19 protein-coding genes are annotated in these 19,470 nt (G+C 44.0%); 10 read left to right on the forward strand and 9 right to left on the reverse strand.

Going from position 1 to position 19,470, the window contains the following annotated elements; genetic code table 11:
- Positions 1-27 precede the first annotated feature (27 nt).
- The 3 genes from OV592_RS13210 (at position 28) to OV592_RS13220 (ending at position 2,201) form a co-directional block, all read left to right on the forward strand.
- On the forward strand, positions 28-738 hold the full coding sequence (locus OV592_RS13210; protein ID WP_406608900.1) for a hypothetical protein: 711 nt from the start codon (positions 28-30) through the stop codon (positions 736-738).
- Positions 739-913: 175 nt separating this feature from the next.
- Complete coding sequence (locus tag OV592_RS13215; protein WP_163132895.1) at positions 914-1,177, forward strand: DUF5062 family protein; 264 nt, start codon at positions 914-916, stop codon at positions 1,175-1,177.
- A 541-nt stretch (positions 1,178-1,718) separates the two neighbouring features.
- The gene (locus tag OV592_RS13220; protein WP_406608901.1) at positions 1,719-2,201 is read left to right on the forward strand and encodes a hypothetical protein; all 483 of its coding nucleotides are present in this window, start codon (positions 1,719-1,721) and stop codon (positions 2,199-2,201) included.
- Between the two features lie 88 nt (positions 2,202-2,289).
- Here the strand turns inward: OV592_RS13220 and puuE are convergent, their stop codons facing one another.
- The 3 genes from puuE to OV592_RS13235 form a co-directional block, all read right to left on the reverse strand.
- Positions 2,290-3,192 (reverse strand): allantoinase PuuE, encoded by a 903-nt coding sequence (puuE, locus tag OV592_RS13225; protein ID WP_406608902.1) that lies wholly within the window; start codon positions 3,190-3,192, stop codon positions 2,290-2,292.
- Positions 3,193-3,200: 8 nt separating this feature from the next.
- On the reverse strand, positions 3,201-4,613 hold the full coding sequence (locus OV592_RS13230) for an 8-oxoguanine deaminase (protein ID WP_406608903.1): 1,413 nt from the start codon (positions 4,611-4,613) through the stop codon (positions 3,201-3,203).
- A 74-nt stretch (positions 4,614-4,687) separates the two neighbouring features.
- On the reverse strand, positions 4,688-5,317 hold the full coding sequence (locus OV592_RS13235) for a TetR/AcrR family transcriptional regulator (protein WP_406608904.1): 630 nt from the start codon (positions 5,315-5,317) through the stop codon (positions 4,688-4,690).
- Positions 5,318-5,594: 277 nt separating this feature from the next.
- Here OV592_RS13235 and OV592_RS13240 point away from each other — a divergent pair, with 277 nt between their 5' ends.
- The 5 genes from OV592_RS13240 to OV592_RS13260 all read left to right on the forward strand — a co-directional run bounded on the left by OV592_RS13240 (position 5,595) and on the right by OV592_RS13260 (position 11,465).
- Complete coding sequence (locus tag OV592_RS13240; protein WP_406608905.1) at positions 5,595-7,145, forward strand: ABC transporter ATP-binding protein; 1,551 nt, start codon at positions 5,595-5,597, stop codon at positions 7,143-7,145.
- On the forward strand, positions 7,138-8,244 hold the full coding sequence (locus tag OV592_RS13245) for an ABC transporter permease (protein WP_406608906.1): 1,107 nt from the start codon (positions 7,138-7,140) through the stop codon (positions 8,242-8,244). Before OV592_RS13240 ends, OV592_RS13245 begins: the two co-directional genes overlap by 8 nt.
- The gene (locus OV592_RS13250) at positions 8,244-9,173 is read left to right on the forward strand and encodes an ABC transporter permease (protein WP_016400612.1); all 930 of its coding nucleotides are present in this window, start codon (positions 8,244-8,246) and stop codon (positions 9,171-9,173) included. Before OV592_RS13245 ends, OV592_RS13250 begins: the two co-directional genes overlap by 1 nt.
- Positions 9,174-9,257: 84 nt before the next feature.
- Complete coding sequence (locus OV592_RS13255; protein WP_406608907.1) at positions 9,258-10,937, forward strand: bifunctional metallophosphatase/5'-nucleotidase; 1,680 nt, start codon at positions 9,258-9,260, stop codon at positions 10,935-10,937.
- 42 nt (positions 10,938-10,979) lie between these two features.
- Positions 10,980-11,465, forward strand: a complete 486-nt coding sequence (locus OV592_RS13260) for an N-acetyltransferase family protein (protein ID WP_406608908.1) — start codon at positions 10,980-10,982, stop codon at positions 11,463-11,465.
- 58 nt (positions 11,466-11,523) lie between these two features.
- Here the strand turns inward: OV592_RS13260 and OV592_RS13265 are convergent, their stop codons facing one another.
- A complete protein-coding gene (locus OV592_RS13265; protein WP_406608909.1) occupies positions 11,524-11,955 on the reverse strand; it encodes a GNAT family N-acetyltransferase in 432 nt (143 codons plus the stop codon).
- A 291-nt stretch (positions 11,956-12,246) separates the two neighbouring features.
- Between OV592_RS13265 and OV592_RS13270 the strand changes: the two genes are divergently transcribed.
- Both OV592_RS13270 and OV592_RS13275 read left to right on the forward strand, forming a co-directional pair.
- On the forward strand, positions 12,247-13,035 hold the full coding sequence (locus OV592_RS13270) for an SDR family NAD(P)-dependent oxidoreductase (RefSeq protein ID WP_406608910.1): 789 nt from the start codon (positions 12,247-12,249) through the stop codon (positions 13,033-13,035).
- A 209-nt stretch (positions 13,036-13,244) separates the two neighbouring features.
- Positions 13,245-13,955 carry a substrate-binding periplasmic protein gene (locus OV592_RS13275; RefSeq protein WP_406608911.1) on the forward strand — a complete coding sequence of 237 codons (711 nt, stop codon included), beginning with the start codon at positions 13,245-13,247 and terminating at the stop codon, positions 13,953-13,955.
- Between the two features lie 244 nt (positions 13,956-14,199).
- Here the strand turns inward: OV592_RS13275 and OV592_RS13280 are convergent, their stop codons facing one another.
- The 5 genes from OV592_RS13280 to OV592_RS13300 all read right to left on the reverse strand — a co-directional run bounded on the left by OV592_RS13280 (position 14,200) and on the right by OV592_RS13300 (position 18,949).
- The gene (locus OV592_RS13280; protein ID WP_406608912.1) at positions 14,200-14,973 is read right to left on the reverse strand and encodes a hypothetical protein; all 774 of its coding nucleotides are present in this window, start codon (positions 14,971-14,973) and stop codon (positions 14,200-14,202) included.
- Between the two features lie 131 nt (positions 14,974-15,104).
- The gene (locus OV592_RS13285) at positions 15,105-15,818 is read right to left on the reverse strand and encodes a hypothetical protein (protein WP_406608913.1); all 714 of its coding nucleotides are present in this window, start codon (positions 15,816-15,818) and stop codon (positions 15,105-15,107) included.
- Between the two features lie 600 nt (positions 15,819-16,418).
- Positions 16,419-16,769, reverse strand: coding sequence for a putative quinol monooxygenase (locus OV592_RS13290; RefSeq protein ID WP_406608914.1), 351 nt, complete (start codon positions 16,767-16,769; stop codon positions 16,419-16,421).
- A gap of 95 nt (positions 16,770-16,864) precedes the next feature.
- Positions 16,865-17,368 (reverse strand): hypothetical protein, encoded by a 504-nt coding sequence (locus OV592_RS13295; protein WP_406608915.1) that lies wholly within the window; start codon positions 17,366-17,368, stop codon positions 16,865-16,867.
- Between the two features lie 192 nt (positions 17,369-17,560).
- Positions 17,561-18,949: a nucleobase:cation symporter-2 family protein gene (locus OV592_RS13300; RefSeq protein WP_406608916.1), complete on the reverse strand. Its 1,389-nt coding sequence runs from the start codon at positions 18,947-18,949 to the stop codon at positions 17,561-17,563.
- Positions 18,950-19,470: the final 521 nt, after the last annotated feature.

The following is a 19,470-nucleotide window of genomic DNA, read 5'->3' on the forward strand; positions in this document are numbered from 1 at the left end:
TTGCTCGAACAATCAGGACTACAGCTTATGGCTAATACCAACTCACACCTTAGCAAAAAATCCACGGGCACCTGGCAAGTAGTGGTGGCGGTTATCATCTTTGTTACCAGCCTGATAGCTGTGTTCTACTGGGGCTACAAAGACATTCACTTTTTGGTAGTGAATCCCGAGTTGTCAGATAAAGGCAGTGACATTTTCTTAAAGTACCTATTTATTGTGGTTGCGGTAGAGCGAGCCGCTGCAGTATTTGTAAGTAACTACCGAAATCGAAAAGTAGCCGATTGGACCTTAAGAATATCCAGAATTAAAGAAACCCTATCCGATGAAAGCCAACACTTAAACGTGCTAAAAATGGTGTTTGAACGAGAGATCCAGGTCGCGCAAAAAGTGTTAGATAAGCAAATGGTTGATTTGCTTATCCCACCAGAAGATACCGCCGATGAATACCGAGCCGCGCTACTTTGCATTAAACACAGCTATGAGTTTTCGCTGGCTAGGCATCAATCAACATGCAACCGAGACGTGACCTTTTTTGTGTTTATCTCGGGTATTGTGCTGGCTTCACTAGGGCTTAGCATTCTTAGTGATGTAATGATGAACCTAACTGAAATATCCGGCATACACGGCCACCTAATACGAATTGCCGACGTACTCATTACCGGAGGTCTTTTGGGAGGTGGTAGCGCCGGACTCAACTTTGCGTCAACTCGATTTGCTGAGCTGATGAAGAAGAATTAATGAAGAAGCGCTGATTAATGGTCGCAACAATTACTTTCTTTCTCGCTTAAATGACCATTTTTAAAGCTACTGGACTATTGTTTTTGGTATGACTAACAATTAGTGAGCTAAACACTGTTAATAGCCAGCGCTTTACCGTATGTTGAAGAAAAACGGCTACGCAGCGAGATGATTAGTGAAAAAATATAAACATGAAGCTCAGTTACTAAAAAAAGCCTTACAAATTGGTGAGGTATACGCACTGCAACGCGGTTTTGCCAAGTTTCCACCCGGCATATCAGAGAAAGACAAAGTAGAAGCCTTATACATGTTGTTAGCCGAAGACAAACGACTAACACCACTGCCTAAAGACAAAACTACTGGCCCGGAAATGCGCCACAAACTGGTACTGTGGTTAGCCAACCAATTGCCTAAAGACCACGAACTACTAGACGGTTAGCTATAAGATTATTTACAAAAAGCAGCACTTAGTGCTGCTTTTTAATTATCCACTGTTAACTATCCCTTGCTTAAAACATCCACATTTAGCGCCCCATCGCTATTACATTTTTATCTTATAATCATCGATTTAGATATATAAGGTTAAGTACCTAAGAAGTCTTATGAAAAGAAAGTGTCCTAGCTGCAATGAAAAGTCAGTCTCTGTTTTACCGCTGATGCTTTGGGCTACTCGCTGTAAGTCATGTGGAACTAAACTAGCAATTAACCAATTCTTAAGTTTTCTGTTCTACCTAATCATTACTCCGTTATATGTAATTGGAGTCTTTAGCTTCTTCGAACATTTAAATTACTGGGCTGGCGTTTTGGTGGTATTTTCGTATTGTACTTGCATCATAAGCTTCGAATTTTTTAGTCCAATGGTGGCAAGAGAACGAGGACATCGTTGACCAAGCACTTACTTACCAAAACTAAAGATCGCGCTACAAATTAGGCTAAGACGTAAGATTTTTTGGTCATTATCGTTTCATCAAGGAAGAAAAATGAACATTAGAAAGTTTGGTATTGTTATCGTTCTAGCAGCCTGTAGTAAAGGTTTTGCCACCGAAGATCTGAAACTAACTAAAGAACAGTTTCAAGGGGCTTGGCAATGTGAGTCAGTGTTACCAGTGTCGAAGTTAGATTCAGTAACGATATATGGACCAGACGGCAGTTTCACTGGGTTTGCTAACTCGGTTACCATTTCAGCTGTGGATGCAAGCAGCCTTGAGTTCGACCTATATGTCAGCGGTTCTTGGATATTAGATGGCCATAGTTTGTTGACTGATATTGGCTATGTTGATGTTTTACCCAAAAATGCCGCGTCTGATAAACACCTTAACAATGTCAAAAAATCACTCAATAACTCATCAATGAAACACTCAGAACAAGAGGTTATCTTCTTGAATGACACAACTATAGAAATGAAGAATAAAAACGGGACGGTTCAAACATGCGTCAAAGCGGCTTCAGCAGCAAAAATTTAGCATAAAGCTAACCAATATCTCACACAAGCAACTAGCCTAATCTAATAGCTCTTCCTAGTAGTTATCAGCTATTACCTTCACTCTACTATCACCCCTGTTCTTTCACCCAATGCTCTGCAATTTGCTCTCTGGTGGCATACCAAACACCTTCAAACTGCTGGGTATATTGAATAAAACGTTGTAACGCAGCAAACCTTGCTGGGCGGCCTATTATGCGGCAGTGCAAGCCAATGCTAAGCATTTTAGGCGTGGTTTCTCCTTCAAAATACAACACATCAAAGGCATCTTTTAAATATTGGTAAAACTGCTCGCCGCTGTTAAAACCCTGTGGGGTAGCAAAGCGCATGTCGTTGGTGTCTAGGGTATAGGGCACCATTAACAAGGGTTTGCTGTAGTTGTTGTCCCAATAAGGTAAGTCGTCGGCGTAGCTATCAGCGCAATAGAGAATATCGTCACGTTCGGCAATTAACTTTAGGGTATGCGGGCTGGTGCGGCCGGTATACCAGCCTTTAGGTTTGCTGCCAGTGGTTTGTTGATGAATCTCGATGGCTTGCTCTATATGTTCTCGCTCTTGCTGCTCGCTAAAGTCTTGATAATGAATCCACCTTAAACCATGGCTGGCAATTTCCCAGTTGGCATCTAACATAGCTTTTACCGCTTCTGGATTGCGCTGCAGGGCCATAGCAACGGCAAACACGGTTACTGGGATCCCTTGGCTCACAAACAAACGATGCAAGCGCCAAAAACCCGCTCGGCTACCATACTCGTATATGGATTCCATACTCATATGACGATCGGGGTACGCCTCTGCCCCAACAATTTCCGATAAAAACTTCTCGGAATGACTATCACCATGTAATACGCAATTTTCGCCCCCCTCTTCATAATTAACCACAAATTGCAGGGCAACTTTGGCTTTGTTTGGCCAGTTTGCTTTGGGCGGGTTTTGGCCGTAACCGACTAAATCTCGAGGGTAGTTTTTGTTGCTCATAGTTTTCCTTAGTTCACCAATTGAATGGCTAATTGGTGATGCTGTAATTTTAGTTGTTCTAGCTGGGCGCGGGTTTCATCAGCGTCTTCAATAATCCACTTACCCGCTACCATCAGTTTGCTCACTTGGCTTGCACCACACAAAATCAAAGCGGCTAATGGGTCGTGAGCACCCGAAAAATTAAGGCCATCTAACTTATACAAACCAATGTCTGCCTGCTTACCTGGCGCCAAAACGCCAATATCATCGCGCCCCAATACCGCTGCGCTGCCTTGTGTTGCCCAATTAAGCACATGGTGGTGAGTGATTTGATCGGCGCGATAACGCAAGCGCTGCTGCATTAATGAATGGCGTAACTCTTGAATCATATTAGAGCTGTCGTTAGAAGCTGAACCATCTACCGCCATGCCTAGCTTACAACCGGCTTTGGCTAAGTCTAAGGTGGGGCAAATGCCCGATGCCAGCACCATGTTAGAGGTTGGGCAATGTGCTACTCCAACTTGTGCAGCACCTAAACGTTGAATTTCAGCTTGGTCAAAGTGAATGCCATGCGCTAACCACGTTTGTGGCCCTAGCCACCCGCAATGCTCCAAATAGTCTACCGGTCGCATGCCTAAGGTTCTCAGGCAAAAGTCGTTTTCATCAATGGTTTCACCAAGGTGAGTATGCAGTCGTACACCTTGCTCTTTGGCTAACGTGGCGGTGTCGCACATTAGCGATTCGGTCACCGAAAAAGGTGAGCATGGCGCAAGCGCCAAGTTAAGCATGCTGCCTTGTTCAACACTGTGATAGCGCTTAATTAAACGCAGGCTATCATCAAGAATTTGCTGCTCGGTTTGCACCACAGAGTCTGGCGGCAAGCCGCCGTCTTTTTGTGACAAACTCATACTGCCGCGGGTTAAGGTTGCCCGCACCCCCAAGCGCCCTACTACCTCGGCTTGAATATCTATCGCCTCGCTTAAGGCATGATTAAATACATAGTGATGATCGGCCACCGTTGTCGCACCGCTCAACATTAGCTCCCAACAAGCAATCTCTGTAGCAACCTCGATGTGCTTAGCAGTAAGGCCAGCCCATACTGGGTAAAGCGTTTGTAACCAAGGAAATAGCGGCTGATTAATTGCAGCCGGTAAGCAGCGCGTAAGAGTTTGATAAAAGTGGTGATGAGTATTAATTAAGCCGGGCAGCAACACCATATCACTGGCGTCGAGCTGTTGGTCTACTGCCGCAACCGGCTGCTGCCCTGCTGCAATACATTCAATTATTTGGCTTCCTTGAATCACAATGCCACCACCCAAATCGCGCTCAGCATCAGGGCCGCTGATAGCTCCGCTAAATACGGCTAAAGGATTTTTAATCCAAAGTGTTTGGTTTACTGGTAGAGCTAAACTAGTTTGAGCTTGATTAGAGAGTGGCGACATTACTTAGTGCTTGTCCTGTTAGCATAGTAGCTAAAGCATAAGCAAAAATCTGACCAAGCACTCAGCTTTTTGCTTTAGCTTTTTAAGCCAATCCCGCGAATAACTATATCAATCAGGTTTTGTTCGGCTTTGGCAAACTCTTCTGCGCTTAAGGTTTTACCGTTAATCATTCTAATTTCGGTATCAAAATCGGCGTAAAATTGGGTAGCTCCCCAAATCAAAAACAACAGATATAAAGGCTCTATTGCTGCAATTTTGCCTTGGTCGACCCAAGCTTGAATCAAGCTACACTTGTTTTTAGTCCAATCTACAACAGGAAATTGTAAGTTGCCCTTTAAGTTAGGAGCGCCTTGGATAATTTCCATAGCAAAGATCCGAGAGCTTTTAGGGTGGCTACGGCTGTAACGCATTTTAGAGCGAATATAAGCACTAATTGCTTGCTCAGGGTCGTCGTTAGCGGTGGTGTTTTCAAAGGCATCGTTCCACATATCTACAATATCTTCGAGCAAGGTTTTGTATAAGCCTTGTTTAGATTTGAAGTAATACAGGATGTTAGCCTTGGGCAACTCGGCTCTGTCGGCAATGGCTTGTAAGGAGGTGCCTTGGTAACCGTGTTTTACAAATTCATTGGTTGCCGCTTTAAGAATAAGCCGTTCATTCTTTTTTCTAATTGCGCCACTTTGACCTGCCGTAGCTTTAGCCATGCTAACCCACTCTCCCTGTTGAACTTTAATGCTGAAACTTTATACCAAAGTATTATTAATGATTAATTTATAAATCACTAGCACTAAGTTTGCTTTACTAAAAATAGCGATAAACGCACCATAACGCGCCAAAACTTGCCATACTTCGCACCATCAAAGCACAACAAAAAACCAACAATTGCAACTTATTAGCTACAGCGCTTAACTTGAACAGTTGGTCAGATTTATGCAGTAAGACCAGCCAAGCGGATAGAATGCATAAACGAATGGACGCAAAATGAAACCAGAGCAAAGCTTGTTGTCGTTATGGCGAGTGACAAAACGTTACCCCGGCGTAATAGCCAACGACAAAGTAAGCCTAGACTTAGCCGAAGGAGAAATCTTGGCGCTACTAGGTGAAAATGGCGCAGGGAAATCCACCCTGGTCAAAATGATCTACGGAGTGATTCAGCCCGACGAAGGCGGCCTACTATGGAAAGGGAAAGAGCAATTAATACGCTCGCCTAACATGGCCAGAGCCATGGGCATTGGCATGGTATTTCAGCACTTCTCGGTATTTGAAACTCTCACCGTGCAAGAGAACATAGCGTTAAGCTTAGATGCTGGTGTAGTTAAAGATGCCGCAGCGCTGCGAGCAAAGATCGTTGAGCTAAGCAATGCCTACGAGTTAAAGGTTGAACCCGACCGCTACGTGCATAATCTAAGCATTGGCGAACGCCAGCGGCTTGAAATTTTACGCTGCTTAATACAAGACGTAAAACTGCTGATTTTAGATGAGCCCACCTCGGTACTCACTCCCCAAGAAGTAGCCGGTTTATTTAAGGTATTACGCACCTTGGCAAGCCAGGGCTGCAGTATTTTGTTTATTAGCCACAAGCTAAAAGAAGTCACCGAGCTGTGTGATCGCGCAGTTATATTACGTGGCGGTAAAGTGAGTGGAGAATGTATTCCTTCACAAGAAACGCCAGAATCAATTGCTGGCATGATGGTTGGTAGCGATACCCAACTATCGGAACGCTACCAAAAACGCATTGGCTCAGACGAGTTAATGGTTGTGAGTAATTTAAGCGTGCCACCCACCAATCCCTTCGGCACAGGCCTAAATAAGGTGAACTTAAGTCTGCATCGCGGTGAAATTCTGGGTATTGCAGGGGTTGCTGGTAATGGCCAAGAAGATTTACTCGAAGCACTTAGTGGCGAAGATACTCGCGCGGCAGCCGACAGCATTTTAATTGGTAAACGCAAAGTGGGTAAACTACATGCTGGCGAGCGCCGCTTGCTAGGTATGAGCTATGTACCCACCGACCGCCTAGGCCAAGGGGCGGTGCCAGAGATGAGTTTGGCCGATAATACCTTGCTTACCAGCGCGCGCAAAGGTTTGGTAAGCAAAGGGCTAATTTTACCGCACAAAGTGGTGGAGCTCGCCAAAACCATTATTCATCGAAATGACGTTAAATGTCATAACGCCCACGCCCAAGCTAAGAGCTTATCGGGCGGTAACCTACAAAAGTTTATTATTGGTAGAGAAGTAGACCAAAATCCAGAAATTTTGATTTGTGCTCACCCGACCTGGGGCGTAGACATTGGCGCAGCCAGCGCAATTCATCGCCAACTGATTGAACTTCGCGATAAAGGTGCTGCTATTTTGGTGGTGTCTGAGGATATCGATGAGCTGTTTATGATCTCCGATCGCATTGCCGCCTTATACGAGGGGCAACTTTCTGCGGCGGTGCATACCGAGCAAACCAATATCGAAGAAATTGGCAAATGGATTGCCGGTGGGTTTGTCCATAACGATAGCGAGCAAGGAGGCCAAGCGTATGCTTAAAACTCAAGCCCGCTTAGAGTCATCAAAGTTAATGTCTTGGCTCTCGCCACTCATCGCTATTGTTCTCACCATGTTGGTGTCTAGTGTGATGTTTTGGGCACTAGACATAAACCCAGCCACCGCCTTTAAAGTGTTTATCATCGACCCGCTTAGTGATAGCTACAACCTAGGCGAGTTAATGGTAAAAACCACTCCCTTACTGCTTTGTGCTACGGGTTTAGCCTTGTGTTACAAAGCCAATATTTGGAACATTGGCGCTGAGGGCCAGTTGCTGGTTGGCGCGTTAGTCGGCAGCTATTTTGCACTGCAAGCCAATGAGCAAAGTGGCTATGGTTGGTTATTGGTTACCCTCGCTGCTGGGGCATTAGCTGGCATGCTTTGGGCCGCCATCCCCACTTTGCTGCATCAGCTATTTCATACCAACCTTATTCTTACCACCATCATGCTCAACTACATTGGCTTGTATTTGCTGCTGTGGGGCGTGCATGGTCCCTTAATTGACCCAGACGGATTTGGTTTCCCAGAGTCAGCCATTTTCGCCGACAGTGTATTGCTGCCTACCATAATGGAAGATGGACGCGCTTCCATTAGTATTCTCATGGCAGTGGTATTTGCTGTTGGCTCTGGGATCATTTTGTATCGCACCTTACCTGGTTTTCAGCTGCGAGTATTTGGCTCCGACCAACCTGCTGCACGTTACGCAGGTTACAGCAGCAAGTTTATTGTGTGGAGCGTAATGCTAAGCGCCGGCGCACTGGCAGGTTTTGCTGGTGTGGCAGAAGTAACTGGCCCAATTGGTCAGCTCATCCCACAAGTCTCTCCAGGCTATGGTTACGCCGCCATTATTGTGGCCTACCTTGGCAGGCTCAATCCCTTTGGCATTATTTTCGCGGCATTCTTCATGGGTACTTTATATATGGGCAGCGATTTAGCCCAAATAGAACTAGGTATGCCCACCGCTATCACTGGTTTATTCCAGGGTGTACTGCTGTTTTTCTTACTCGCTTGTGACTTTCTCATTCATTACAAAATAGTCTGGCAGCCCAGCGCGGGCGTAGCGCAACCCTCTTCATCTAGTGCTAAACAAGGAGCTGCATAATGGACATGGAACTACTGCAACAAATATTGGTAGCAGCAATTAAAACCGGAACCCCCTTGTTATTAGTAGCGCTAGGCGAGCTAATTTGTGAAAAATCAGGCGTACTTAACTTAGGCCAAGAAGGCATGATGTTAATGGGTGCTATGGCAGGCTTTGCCGGCGCCTACTTTACTGGCAACTTAGCCTTGGGTTTATTGCTAGCGGTGATTGCAGGCATGTTAATGGCGGGCATATTTGGGCTACTCTCGTTAAACCTTAATACCAACCAAGTGGCAACTGGCCTAGCGCTTACTATTTTTGGCACCGGTTTAAGTGCTTTCTTGGGTGCAAGCTTGGTTGGCTCTACCATTAACGGTTTTAAGGCGATTTCAATTCCTTTATTAAGTGATATTCCAATGCTTGGGGCCTTGCTATTTCAGCATGACATTTTGGTATATGGCAGTTTTGCTTTAGTGGCAATAACTTGGTGGGTTGTGAATAAAACACGCGCAGGTTTAACCTTGCGCGCTGTTGGCGAAAACCCCTATTCGGCTAATGCTCTTGGCATTAAGGTAATAAAAGTTCGTTATATTGCGGTGCTTTTTGGCGGCGCAATGGCAGGCTTAGCGGGCGCTTATATGTCGCTTTCTTATACCCCAATGTGGATGGAAAACATGACCGCTGGCCGCGGCTGGATTGCGCTATCGTTAGTGGTGTTTGCATCTTGGCGTGTAGGTTATTTAATGGTCGGGGCATACCTATTTGGCGCGGCCTCAATTTTGCACTTAGTGATGCAAGGCATAGGCTTTACCATATCGCCTAACTTACTAGCGATGATGCCTTACGTGGCAACTATTGTGGTAATGGTTATGATTAGTGCCAACCCTATTCGCCAGAAATTGGCGGCCCCAATGAGCCTAGCTAAACCTTTTGACGCTCGCCGCCATTAACAAGCAGGCCAAATTATTGAAGCAAATACTTCAAGCTAGCCAGCAAACTAACGTATTATGCTTGCCCACTAGTTTGGAGTAGTCATGACTTATTCGCTGTACCTTGCTCACATCAACGATACCCACTCTCATTTTGAGCCTACTTTGGTTCATTTTGAAGTGACAATAAACCAGGAGGTTTACCAACTAGACGCATACTGCGGCGGGTATGCAAGGTTAGCTACAGCGGTAAAACAACACCACGCCTTGGCAACACAAAATAATAGCTCAAGCCTGTTTTTACACGCTGGCGATAGCTTTCAAGGCAGTTTGTATTTTAGCCAGTTTAAAGGTGAAGCTAACGCTCATTTACTCAATTTGATGTCGGTAGATGCCATGACCATCGGCAATCATGAGTTTGATCTTGGCAATGCTCCGGTGTCTAAATTTGTTGATCAGGTGAACTTCCCCTGCCTTGCCGGCAACATGGATTTAAGCCAAGAAGATCAGCAAAAGCATTTACCTTTAGCTCCCCATAACAATCTGTATTACTACAACAACGAGCTGGCCATTGCTAACTACTTGCTTAAGCCCTTAGGCGACCAGCAATTAGCCATTGTAGGCATCACTCACGACCAGATGCACAACATTGGTTGCCCCGATGCCGACTGCCATTTTTTGAACGCCATAAAAACCACCCAAGCCACGGTTAAGCACTTAAAGCAACAGGGTATAAATCACATCGTCATACTTAGCCATTTGGGCTATGACGGCGACATTGCCTTAGCCAAAGCCGTAACTGGCATAAGTGTGATTGTTGGTGGCCACTCACACACATTAACCGGTGAATTTGGTCATTTGGGGCTAGCAAGTACCGGCAATAACGGACAATGGCAGAATGGCTGCTTGGTACTACAAGCTGGCAAACATGCAGAATCCATAGGTTTAAGCTGCTTACACTTTGATAAGAATGGCAAGGTTATTAAGCTTGAAGGCGGGACCGAGTTTCTTATCGATGATAACTGGCAAGCCAAACAAAACGGGCAGATAGTTTGCAATGAAACTCGCCGTCTCATTAGCGACTACTTGGCTACTGCACCGGGGCTATTAAAGTGCTCTGATGATCAGCAAATCAGCGAGATCATCAATCAACAATATCGTCCAGCGGTTGAACAAATGAAAAGCCAAATAGTGACCAAACTCAGCCAGCCTTTACGCCATAGTAGAATGCCTAATAAAGATCTACCCAATGGCAGTGAAATTGCGCCGCTGATTTGCCAAGGATTTTACCAAGCCTCAGCTGCCAAGCACCCTACCGATTTTGCCTTGCACAATGCTGGCGGAGTTCGCGTATCGCTAAAAGCAGGCCCGTTGAGTAAGGCCGACATTTGTGGTCGTTTGTTGCCCTTCGAAATAACCTTAATGAGTTATTTAATTAAGGGCGAAGATTTAGCTATGGCCATTGAAGGGGCCATTAATAATGCCACTAACAATGGTTTAATGGGTACTGGAGATGGCAGCTTTCCCTACTTTTACAAACTGCGTTATAGCTACCAAGCCCACAAACCTCTTGGGCAGCGCGTTAGCCAAATACAACTTGAAGAAGAGCAAGGCTGGCAAGCGTTGCAGCCACAGCGGGTTTATCGCGGCGTTTCTTCCGCCTACACCTTGGCAGGAAAAGAAGGCTACGACGCATTATTAAATAGCTGGGATCATCACGATTTAGAGCTCAGCATGAGCGACAGCTTTGTTGCCTTTGCCAGTAGCAAACAATATTTGGTTTAATACCAATCGTACTAAATTGACGAAGTGAAAAGGAAAACGCCAGTGATTAGAGCCATGACCCAAGCCGACTTTAGTGCATTTTGGCCAAGCTTTAAGGCGGTAATTCAGGCACAGCAAAGCTACGCTTTTGATCCAGACATGAGCGAACAACAAGCCTTTCAGCTTTGGTGCGAGTTGCCGCTGAAAAGCTTTGTGCTTGAACACAACCAGCAAATTCTCGGGACTTATTACATCAAACCCAACGCCATGGGCCCCAGCAAACATATTTGCAACTGTGGCTACATGGTAAGCGAAGCAGCTCGTGGAAAAGGCATTGCGCGTAAGCTGTGTGAACACTCGCAAGAGATAGCTTTAGAACTGGGTTTCAAAGCTATGCAGTTTAACTCTGTAGTTGCCACTAATACCGTTGCTATTGCGCTTTGGCACAAGCTTGGTTTTGCTACTATTGGCACCATTCCAAAGGCCTACTTACACCCTAAGTTAGGTTATGTAGACAGCTTAATCATGCACAAACAATTAAGTGATTAAATCTGGATTGAGGCCCCCACAATCTGCTTGCTTAAGTGCTGCAGGGCTTTATAGCCACTTAATCTTTAGCAATTGCCTTTCTTAAACCTATTCTGCTGTGCCCAGTAGGAAAGTTGTCGAAAAGGGTAAATTCGCTAAACCCTAAGCGCTCATAAAACGCGGGGGCTTGCCAGCTTTGGGTCCACAACCATAAACCACTAAGGCCTTTGTCTCTGGCATAGTCTTCGGCTTGCTGCATTAGCTGCTGGCCCATGCCTTGGCCGCGGCAGCTATCGTCGACCCACAGCTCGTCTATGTATAACCAATCCCAAAGTAAATCAGCGGTAAGCGCAGCAATAAGCTTTCCCTCTGCATTTTGCAGCGTCCAATTTAAACGCTGCTTGTGATACGCCGGCGCGTCTTGTGATTGACTATGCTCTTCAAACCCCGCAGCCAAGGCGGAGTTAAGATTTGGTGCCAATGCCCCTGTCGAAAACTCAAATTTAGCCATTACTCTCCCCAAACTTTAAACTGAACCAACACCACTATTTATTCAGCAAGTAAGTGTAACGCTCTCGGTTATGCAAGTAAGCTAAATTCATTTACATGCACTTGAATATAGTTTGCTAGATAACCACCACCAGCGCTTGTTAGTGGTTTATTTAACTCAGTAATTATTAACAAAATCTAAAAACTGTTTCTCATTAACAGCCGTTGTAGTTGCTAGGTTCAACATCTACTATTTAAATCAACTTAAGGCATTCGCTTTTAGGCTTTCAATTTTAAGATAGGTATCAAGCACATGAGCAAAACCATTTTAATTACTGGTGCAACCGACGGCATTGGTTTAGTTACCGCCAAGCAATTGCTAGAGCAGGGTCATAAGGTGCTGCTTCATGGCCGTAACCCAGCCAAACTCGAGTCTGTTAAAAATCAATTAAGCGTGAATGGTGCACAAGTAGATACCTTTGTAGCCGACCTATCCAAGCTTGAGCAAGTTGATGAGCTAGCCAAACAAGTAGCGAGCAAATACAACAGTTTAGATGTAGTGATTAACAATGCCGGGGTATTTAACATCCCCGAGCCACGCAATGCTCAAGGGCAAGATTTACGCTTTATAGTAAACACCCTCGCCCCATACAAGCTCACCAAAGCATTACTTCCTTTAATGGGTAAAAGTGGTCGTGTTGTGAACCTATCATCTGCTGCCCAAGCCACAGTAGATTTAGACGCGCTAAAAGGCAATCGCCAACTTAGTGACAACTCTGCTTATGCGCAAAGCAAGCTCGCACTTACCATGTGGTCTCGCGAATTGGGCTTAGCGCTAAAAGACAGTGGCCCAATCGTCGTATCGGTTAACCCTAAATCGCTACTTGGCAGCAAAATGGTGAAAGACGCTTATGGTATTGCTGGCGGCGATTTAAGCATTGGTGCAGATATACTAGTAAGAGCCAGCTTGTCGGAAGAATTTAATGATGCTGCCGGCCTATATTTTGACAACGACATCGGCCAATTTGCCTCACCCCACCCCGATGCGCTAAACGCCCAAAAATCTGGCCAAATTGTTGAGTTAATTGAAACACTCATCTAAGAATTAAAGCAACTTAAGCGCCTTTAAAATGCCACTAACACAGTGGCGTTTTACTTTTTAACCCCTGGGGAAACTTGGTGGTCAAAATACATAGCCAAGCAGTCTGGATAACTTACATTTAAATCGCTTACCTACCCGCTTAAAATTTATGAAAAGCTCACCGAGCTGCACTATGCTTTTGAGGTAATAGTTAATACAAATGGTTCCTCATGATACGCAACATTCTCTTTGGCCTACTTTTTATATCCCTGCCCAGTTTAGCTTTTCAAGCCATTCACTTGGGCACTCAAGATCGTCCCCCTTATACCTGGCCACAAGATGGAAAGCCCGCAGGCCCCTTCGATAAAGTGGTGGTCTGCGCATTAGAGAGCATGGGCGTTGAATATAGCATCGACTTTTTGCCTTGGGCGAGAGCCCAATCAATGACCCAGCGAGGCCAATTAGATGGTTTTTATGCGGGTTCCCAAAATGCTGAGCGTGACAGTTACGCTACAGCCAGCCGCTTTATTGGCAAACAAAACTGGGCGTATTTTTATTTAGCAGATGTTATTAACCAACCGATTGATGACGAATACTTAAAGAACGCACGCGTCGGGGCTTACCTAGGGTCAAACATGGCGCAATGGCTAAAAGCAAAAGGCGTAAAAGTAGCCTATCGACCCGTTGAACCAGAAATGTTGCTAGAAGGGTTAATACGCGATCGAGCCGACATCATTTTGGCTAACGAGGCGGCGATGCTAAAGCTTACCGAGAAAACTAATCGCAGCGCCTATATCGACCGCCAAGTGGTAGTAAGCAAGCCCATCGCAGTTTATTTTGGCAACACCTACTTAAGTGAAAACCCAGGTTTTATCGATGCTTTCAATCAAGCGGCTAGTGAGTGCCTACCGGAAGAGTCATTAGTGATATACAGCGAATAGCCAAGCGTTAGAGTTAACAGCTGAGCCCGCTGTTTTTAGGCATAAACGTGTTAGGAAAGCAATCTCAGTTGTGATGGTTTGGGTAAACCTAAGCTGGGCATACCACTATTAACGCCACGTTAAGTAGTTAGCAACGCACCACTGAACTAAAACATTACCACCTTAAACACAAAACCCAGCGATTAACACTGAAAATGCCAAGCGTGGGAATCTGCCTTAAACGTTTTGTTAGGTGTGGTCTACATTAGTACTTTTTGAAGTTATCTAAGCTTCTACCACCTTCACCTGAGATGTTCAAAATATGGCAAACAACTTCAAAATATTTAGGTTCTATTCCTTCGATTTCTTTGTACTCACCATGATCGTTAAGTGAGCGAATTGTCGGAAAGTGTCCCCACAAACTATTGTTGGTTATGTAATCATTTGCTTGTGTGTGTTTTGAGAACCCATTTGCCTTAAAGATACCTATGTACTCTTGAATTTCCGTACTTTCTGCTTGGCTTAAACTCATCCCTTTCAAGACGCTATGTGGTTGATGTTTTGTACTATACTCTTTGTAAAGTAAATACTGTTTCTCGAATTTAGTACTACCTCCGGAGACTAACAATTGAAGTTGCTGCCAACTCAATTTTACTATACTAGTAATATGTATTGTTGACCGTTGTCCCTTTCGATTTGTCACCTGAACAATTTCATTTACCTTAAAGTTCGCAATTTGACGGTATAAAACAGGATCGTCTTCGAATTTTTTCTCAGTAATTACCGCTTTAGAGAAAAGAGACTTATGTTGCTTAACCAATGAAACTTGAGGTTTTACAAGTTGAGCTATTACTCGTTCAGATTTGGGTATTAGCTCAAATTTAAGCGCCTCTTCAAGTGTCTTTCCAGTCTGTAGTTTTCCCAGCACCTTTTCTGCAGCTGCGCGACTAAATTCATGATGGATTAACTCATCATTTTGAAAAATGCCGTAATGAGTTCCAAGGCTATTATTGCTAATTCTATTAATTTTGAAACTCATTCTTTAAACTAACCTCTTGAGCACCTAACGCCTTCTGCACTGGCTGGGTAATGTTGGCTAAAATACGCGAGGCTCGAGCGGAGCCAACTTTTTACCGTCTGTGTTGATGCGATTGTTATATTTCGTGTGCGCTAATCTAAATATGGTTTTAACTTTTTATTGAAGATAGATATGCCAGCTAGCGTAAAATACCCAATAAAGATTAATGCAACAAAACAACCAATAACCTTGAAAAACGTTGCATATGAGTTACCCGACTTTACCGTTGGCCTAACTTTCATGGATTCAAAGTTTTTAGAAACTCTGTACGCTAAATTCTCGCCTGAGACTGTGACTGACTCGAACATTGGCGATGACGTTTGACAATAAATATAGAGTTTCTCATTTGATAGCAATTTAAGGTTATCTAAGATCAATACACTACCATTTTTAATAGATTCACTTTTAACGTGATTTAGTGGAAGCGTTTCACATGCTCTAATTTCAGTACCACCGAAATTAACTGTAATTAAAGTGTTATTTGAAGAGTTTTCTGATTCATTTGAAATTTCTGTATAAAACACTGAGTCAATATTTGTATTAATTCTTGGAACGTAAGTATTTGAGATGACTATTTTAGCTAGTTTTTTATTTTCAACTGCTTGCTTTCTCACCTCAACTCGTTGCTTCTCTGCTTCTTGTATTTTTGTTTGGAGAGTTCGCTCATTATTGTAATACATCACTCCCGCTGTAATAGCGGAAGCAACAATAGCACCTATACATGTAAAAATAGCAGCTTTAGTATCCATGATACCCTCGAAGAAATATAGCAACTTATTAAGAGGAAAATTTCCTTGTTTAAACAAGGAAATTTTCCTCTTATCATACATTTGATAAAATCAAGATTATCACCTTTCCTAAGCTACATCAGCCACCTAGCTCGAAAAATAACAAAAATATCAGCACGAAAGAATGCAAGCCTATGTGGAAAGAAGGAATCGTCATTTATATGTGTATGAGCGCAGTGCTTTGTCCACAAAAGTAGAAATACTAAGGGTGCATAAGTTTGTTAAGAGTAATTTTGAGTGTGCCGTAACATGCAATGGGGCAAAACCACTCCTTACATTTGACTCCCAAGACTGTGCTTTTCAATCCCATCATCTTCGCCGAGTAGCGCAAATGAACAAGGGATCAGAGTTGAAGTCTGTTTGAGCGTAGCGAGTTACTTCAACTCCTTTGTGGATGCGCAACGAAGGATCTAAGAAGATGCAGGGCGAGTTTTCTTTTTGCTTAACTAAGCTTTGCTCGTTGAAGCTTAATGACGTCGCCGCAGGCGAAAGCTTTAACTCTATAGCTAACACATAAACGTGCAAACACGAGTTAGCTTATAGCTTCACTTCTCGCTAATGAGGAAACCTATCGTTAAGCAATAAGAGCGCCCTATTGGCGCTCTTATCTACTTAAGACTAAGCAAATACTGGTGCGTCAAAATCTTCTGCTTCGTCGCTGTATACACAAACATTTGAATCTTCTACTAAGCCTGTTTCTGCAACACAATGGGTTTGAAAAAACTCACTAATATCTTTGCGCTGACAGTGTGCTTCAAAGCTTTCTTTATCCGCCCAAATCTCTTGAAAGGCGATGGGATAACCAGTGCCCTGAGCAAAAGGGTTGTCAATTTGGCGTGTAACCGTGTATTGAATACAGCCATCTTCGCGCAAGGTGTTTGGCTCTAACGCTTGCAATACTTTAAACAGCTCGTTTTGCTTACCAACTTTAGGTTTAAACATGGCAATACAATAGATCTTTTTAGACATTAGGCTTCCTTAATAAAGCGGCGAGCTGAGCTCGCCATTCTTAAAAATATCAATAATAAGCCTTTGTGCGGGCAAACGCTGCAACTAATTGGCTATTAACAAGCTTTATATCGCTGTGTTTGCATTGCCAACAAGCGCTTGTAAGCTAACTCTTGGCGCAGCGCAGACGAGCCTTCACACCAGTTATACTCCAGTGGTTCCCAAAGTGGATCATTAGGCGATAAACCCAAGGCCTCAATATAACTTGCCTTGGCCACTACATATTGGCTTTTATAGGGAAGAATTACCCCTCCCTGCTTGGCTTGCAGAGCCAGAGCCTCTGGATAATTGGCGCACCAATGATTAAGCAAAGCCATACAAGCAGGCGAGTACCAAAACTTGCCGCTATCTTGTTGCATGGTTTGCTTGTGCTGACACGACAATACACTTTGGGCGTGTTGCCAGTCTTTAAAGCCCGCTTCTCGCGCTACATACAACAAGGCATGTTTTAGTTGTGGTGATTTGTCTTTAGCTAAACTTGCTAATGGGGAATCGGCAGTATGGCGCTGTTTAAGCAAAATTTTACTGCGAATTTTAAGTTCTTCAACGGCAGATAACATCTCTATGCTCCTAAATACTTAAGTTGTTCCCCGCAAAACAATATTCAGAATGACATACAGTGTCGTAATGATGTGTAACTAAGCATGTGCTTAAGGGTGAGTTCCTCTTGGCGGGCAGGCGCCCCTTAGCACCTGCCCGCATTCTGCCAAAGCTAAGTTAATTATACAAGTAAACTCTAAGGCTCATTAATTCTATGATTGTTGCGTACTCGGTTTGAGTTGAGCCGCAACTGAAGATGGCTGCTCAGGTAATAACAAACTAAGCAAGATAGCGACTAAACCACCGGAGGTAACTGCTGAGCCAAAGATGTTTTGAACCAATTTAGGCGCGTGTTGCAATAGGTCGGGTACCATTGTCACGCCTAAACCTACGCCAAAAGACACTGCCATAATAAGTAGTTTGCGGCGATTCAGTGTTTCGCTAGCAATAATTTTAATCCCCGCAGCCGCCACTGTGCCAAACATTACCAAGGTGGCTCCGCCTAGCACTGGTTTAGGAATTTGCTGTAAAACAGCGCCTAATATGGGGAATAGTCCCAGTACCACTAGTATTAGTGCAATGTAATAACCTATATACCGACTGGCTACGCCGGTTAGTTGAATCACTCCATTATTTTGACTAAAGGTAGTGTTTGGAAAAGTATTAAAAACAGCGGCAATTAAGGAGTTAACGCCGTCGGCTAGCACTCCGCCACGCACCCGTTTTAAGTAGCTGTCTCCCTTAATCTCTTGCTGCGAGATAGCGCAGTTAGCGGTAATATCGCCAGCCGATTCTATTGCCGTAATAAAGTAGATAAGCGCAATAGGAAGAAAGGCCACCCAGTCAAAACTAAAACCATATTTAAACGGAATAGGAATACTCACCCAAGGTTGTGAGCCTAGCGAAGAAAAATCTACTTTCCCCATAAATAGCGCAATTAACATACCAGCGAACAGACCAATAACAATTGATGAGAGACGCAGCCAAGGGTTTGCCGAACGGTTTAAAGCAATAATAATTGCCAACACAGTGAAGCCCAAGCCTAGGTTTTGTAAGCTACCAAAATCGGCAGCTTTAAAGCCCCCCGCCAAATCGGTCATGCCTACTTTAATCAGCGAAATACCAATGATGGTAATCACTATTCCGGTCACCAATGGCGTGATGATTTTCTTCATTTTAACCAGCATTTGCGATAAGAAAATCTCGATAAAAGCGCCCAAAAAGCAAACGCCAAATATTAGCGACAATATCTCTTCGGGACCGCCGCCTTGGCTTTTAGCGATAAAGCCTGCCGCCAATATCGAGCCTAAGAAAGCGAAGCTGGTACCTTGCACACAAATCATGCCTGCGCCAATAGGGCCTAACCTTTTTGCCTGAATGAAGGTTCCAACGCCAGATACAATGAGCGCCATGCTAATCAGATAGGGAATGTGCGAGCCTAAGCCTAAAACGCCCCCAATAATCAAGGTTGGGGTTATCACGCCAACAAAACATGCCAATACATGTTGTAGCCCAGCAAAAAACGCTTCTGCTACCGCTGGTCTCTCCTCTAGTTGGTACAACAACTCCTTTGGTATCGCTTTTTCCGTATTTGCACTCATGCTTTACTCCCTGTTATTTCGCTATATCACAAGCAGATATCTGACCACTAGGTCAGATTAATAACGCAAGGAACTTGCCAATTTACCTTTTTGCAACAACCACCCTACAACAAGTATCATTTATTCAATCACTTAGAAGGGGAATATTGCCAATAAACCATCGCTCAACGAGCTAGCAACATTGATATCATTACGCGTTCAATTGGTGCGCACTCACCAATACGTGCACCAGCAACTATCAATGCCTAGCAGCACATAGAATGCGCCGATTTAGCGTTTTACCCTTGACCGGCAGTACGAACCAAAATCCTTAAATAACAGTGAGATAACTGTCTTTTATTAGCGACAGGCTCGCGCTAATCCGAGATATTAACGTGATAAGGCTCACAGCTTAATGATAAATCTAATTCTTAATTTAAATGTCAATTGATGCTGCTCTAGTATCTTGCCCAACCAGTTTTGGTTTAAGTGCCCCTTAATAAACAAGCAAGTAATAAAGTGAAGGGACAAAGCTTAGCAAT

The sequence above is a fragment of the Agarivorans sp. JK6 genome, assembly GCF_045277145.1.
Lineage (GTDB): Bacteria > Pseudomonadota > Gammaproteobacteria > Enterobacterales > Celerinatantimonadaceae > Agarivorans > Agarivorans albus.

Coding starts and splice junctions, on each gene's coding strand:
- OV592_RS13210 (WP_406608900.1), top strand. CDS start 28: ATGGCTAATACCAACTCACACCTTAGCAAAAAATCCACGGGCACCTGG.
- OV592_RS13220 (WP_406608901.1), top strand. CDS start 1,719: ATGAACATTAGAAAGTTTGGTATTGTTATCGTTCTAGCAGCCTGTAGT.
- puuE (WP_406608902.1), bottom strand. CDS start 3,192: ATGAGCAACAAAAACTACCCTCGAGATTTAGTCGGTTACGGCCAAAAC.
- OV592_RS13230 (WP_406608903.1), bottom strand. CDS start 4,613: ATGTCGCCACTCTCTAATCAAGCTCAAACTAGTTTAGCTCTACCAGTA.
- OV592_RS13235 (WP_406608904.1), bottom strand. CDS start 5,317: ATGGCTAAAGCTACGGCAGGTCAAAGTGGCGCAATTAGAAAAAAGAAT.
- OV592_RS13240 (WP_406608905.1), top strand. CDS start 5,595: ATGAAACCAGAGCAAAGCTTGTTGTCGTTATGGCGAGTGACAAAACGT.
- OV592_RS13245 (WP_406608906.1), top strand. CDS start 7,138: ATGCTTAAAACTCAAGCCCGCTTAGAGTCATCAAAGTTAATGTCTTGG.
- OV592_RS13250 (WP_016400612.1), top strand. CDS start 8,244: ATGGACATGGAACTACTGCAACAAATATTGGTAGCAGCAATTAAAACC.
- OV592_RS13255 (WP_406608907.1), top strand. CDS start 9,258: ATGACTTATTCGCTGTACCTTGCTCACATCAACGATACCCACTCTCAT.
- OV592_RS13265 (WP_406608909.1), bottom strand. CDS start 11,955: ATGGCTAAATTTGAGTTTTCGACAGGGGCATTGGCACCAAATCTTAAC.
- OV592_RS13270 (WP_406608910.1), top strand. CDS start 12,247: ATGAGCAAAACCATTTTAATTACTGGTGCAACCGACGGCATTGGTTTA.
- OV592_RS13275 (WP_406608911.1), top strand. CDS start 13,245: ATGATACGCAACATTCTCTTTGGCCTACTTTTTATATCCCTGCCCAGT.
- OV592_RS13280 (WP_406608912.1), bottom strand. CDS start 14,973: ATGAGTTTCAAAATTAATAGAATTAGCAATAATAGCCTTGGAACTCAT.
- OV592_RS13290 (WP_406608914.1), bottom strand. CDS start 16,769: ATGTCTAAAAAGATCTATTGTATTGCCATGTTTAAACCTAAAGTTGGT.
- OV592_RS13295 (WP_406608915.1), bottom strand. CDS start 17,368: ATGTTATCTGCCGTTGAAGAACTTAAAATTCGCAGTAAAATTTTGCTT.
- OV592_RS13300 (WP_406608916.1), bottom strand. CDS start 18,949: ATGAGTGCAAATACGGAAAAAGCGATACCAAAGGAGTTGTTGTACCAA.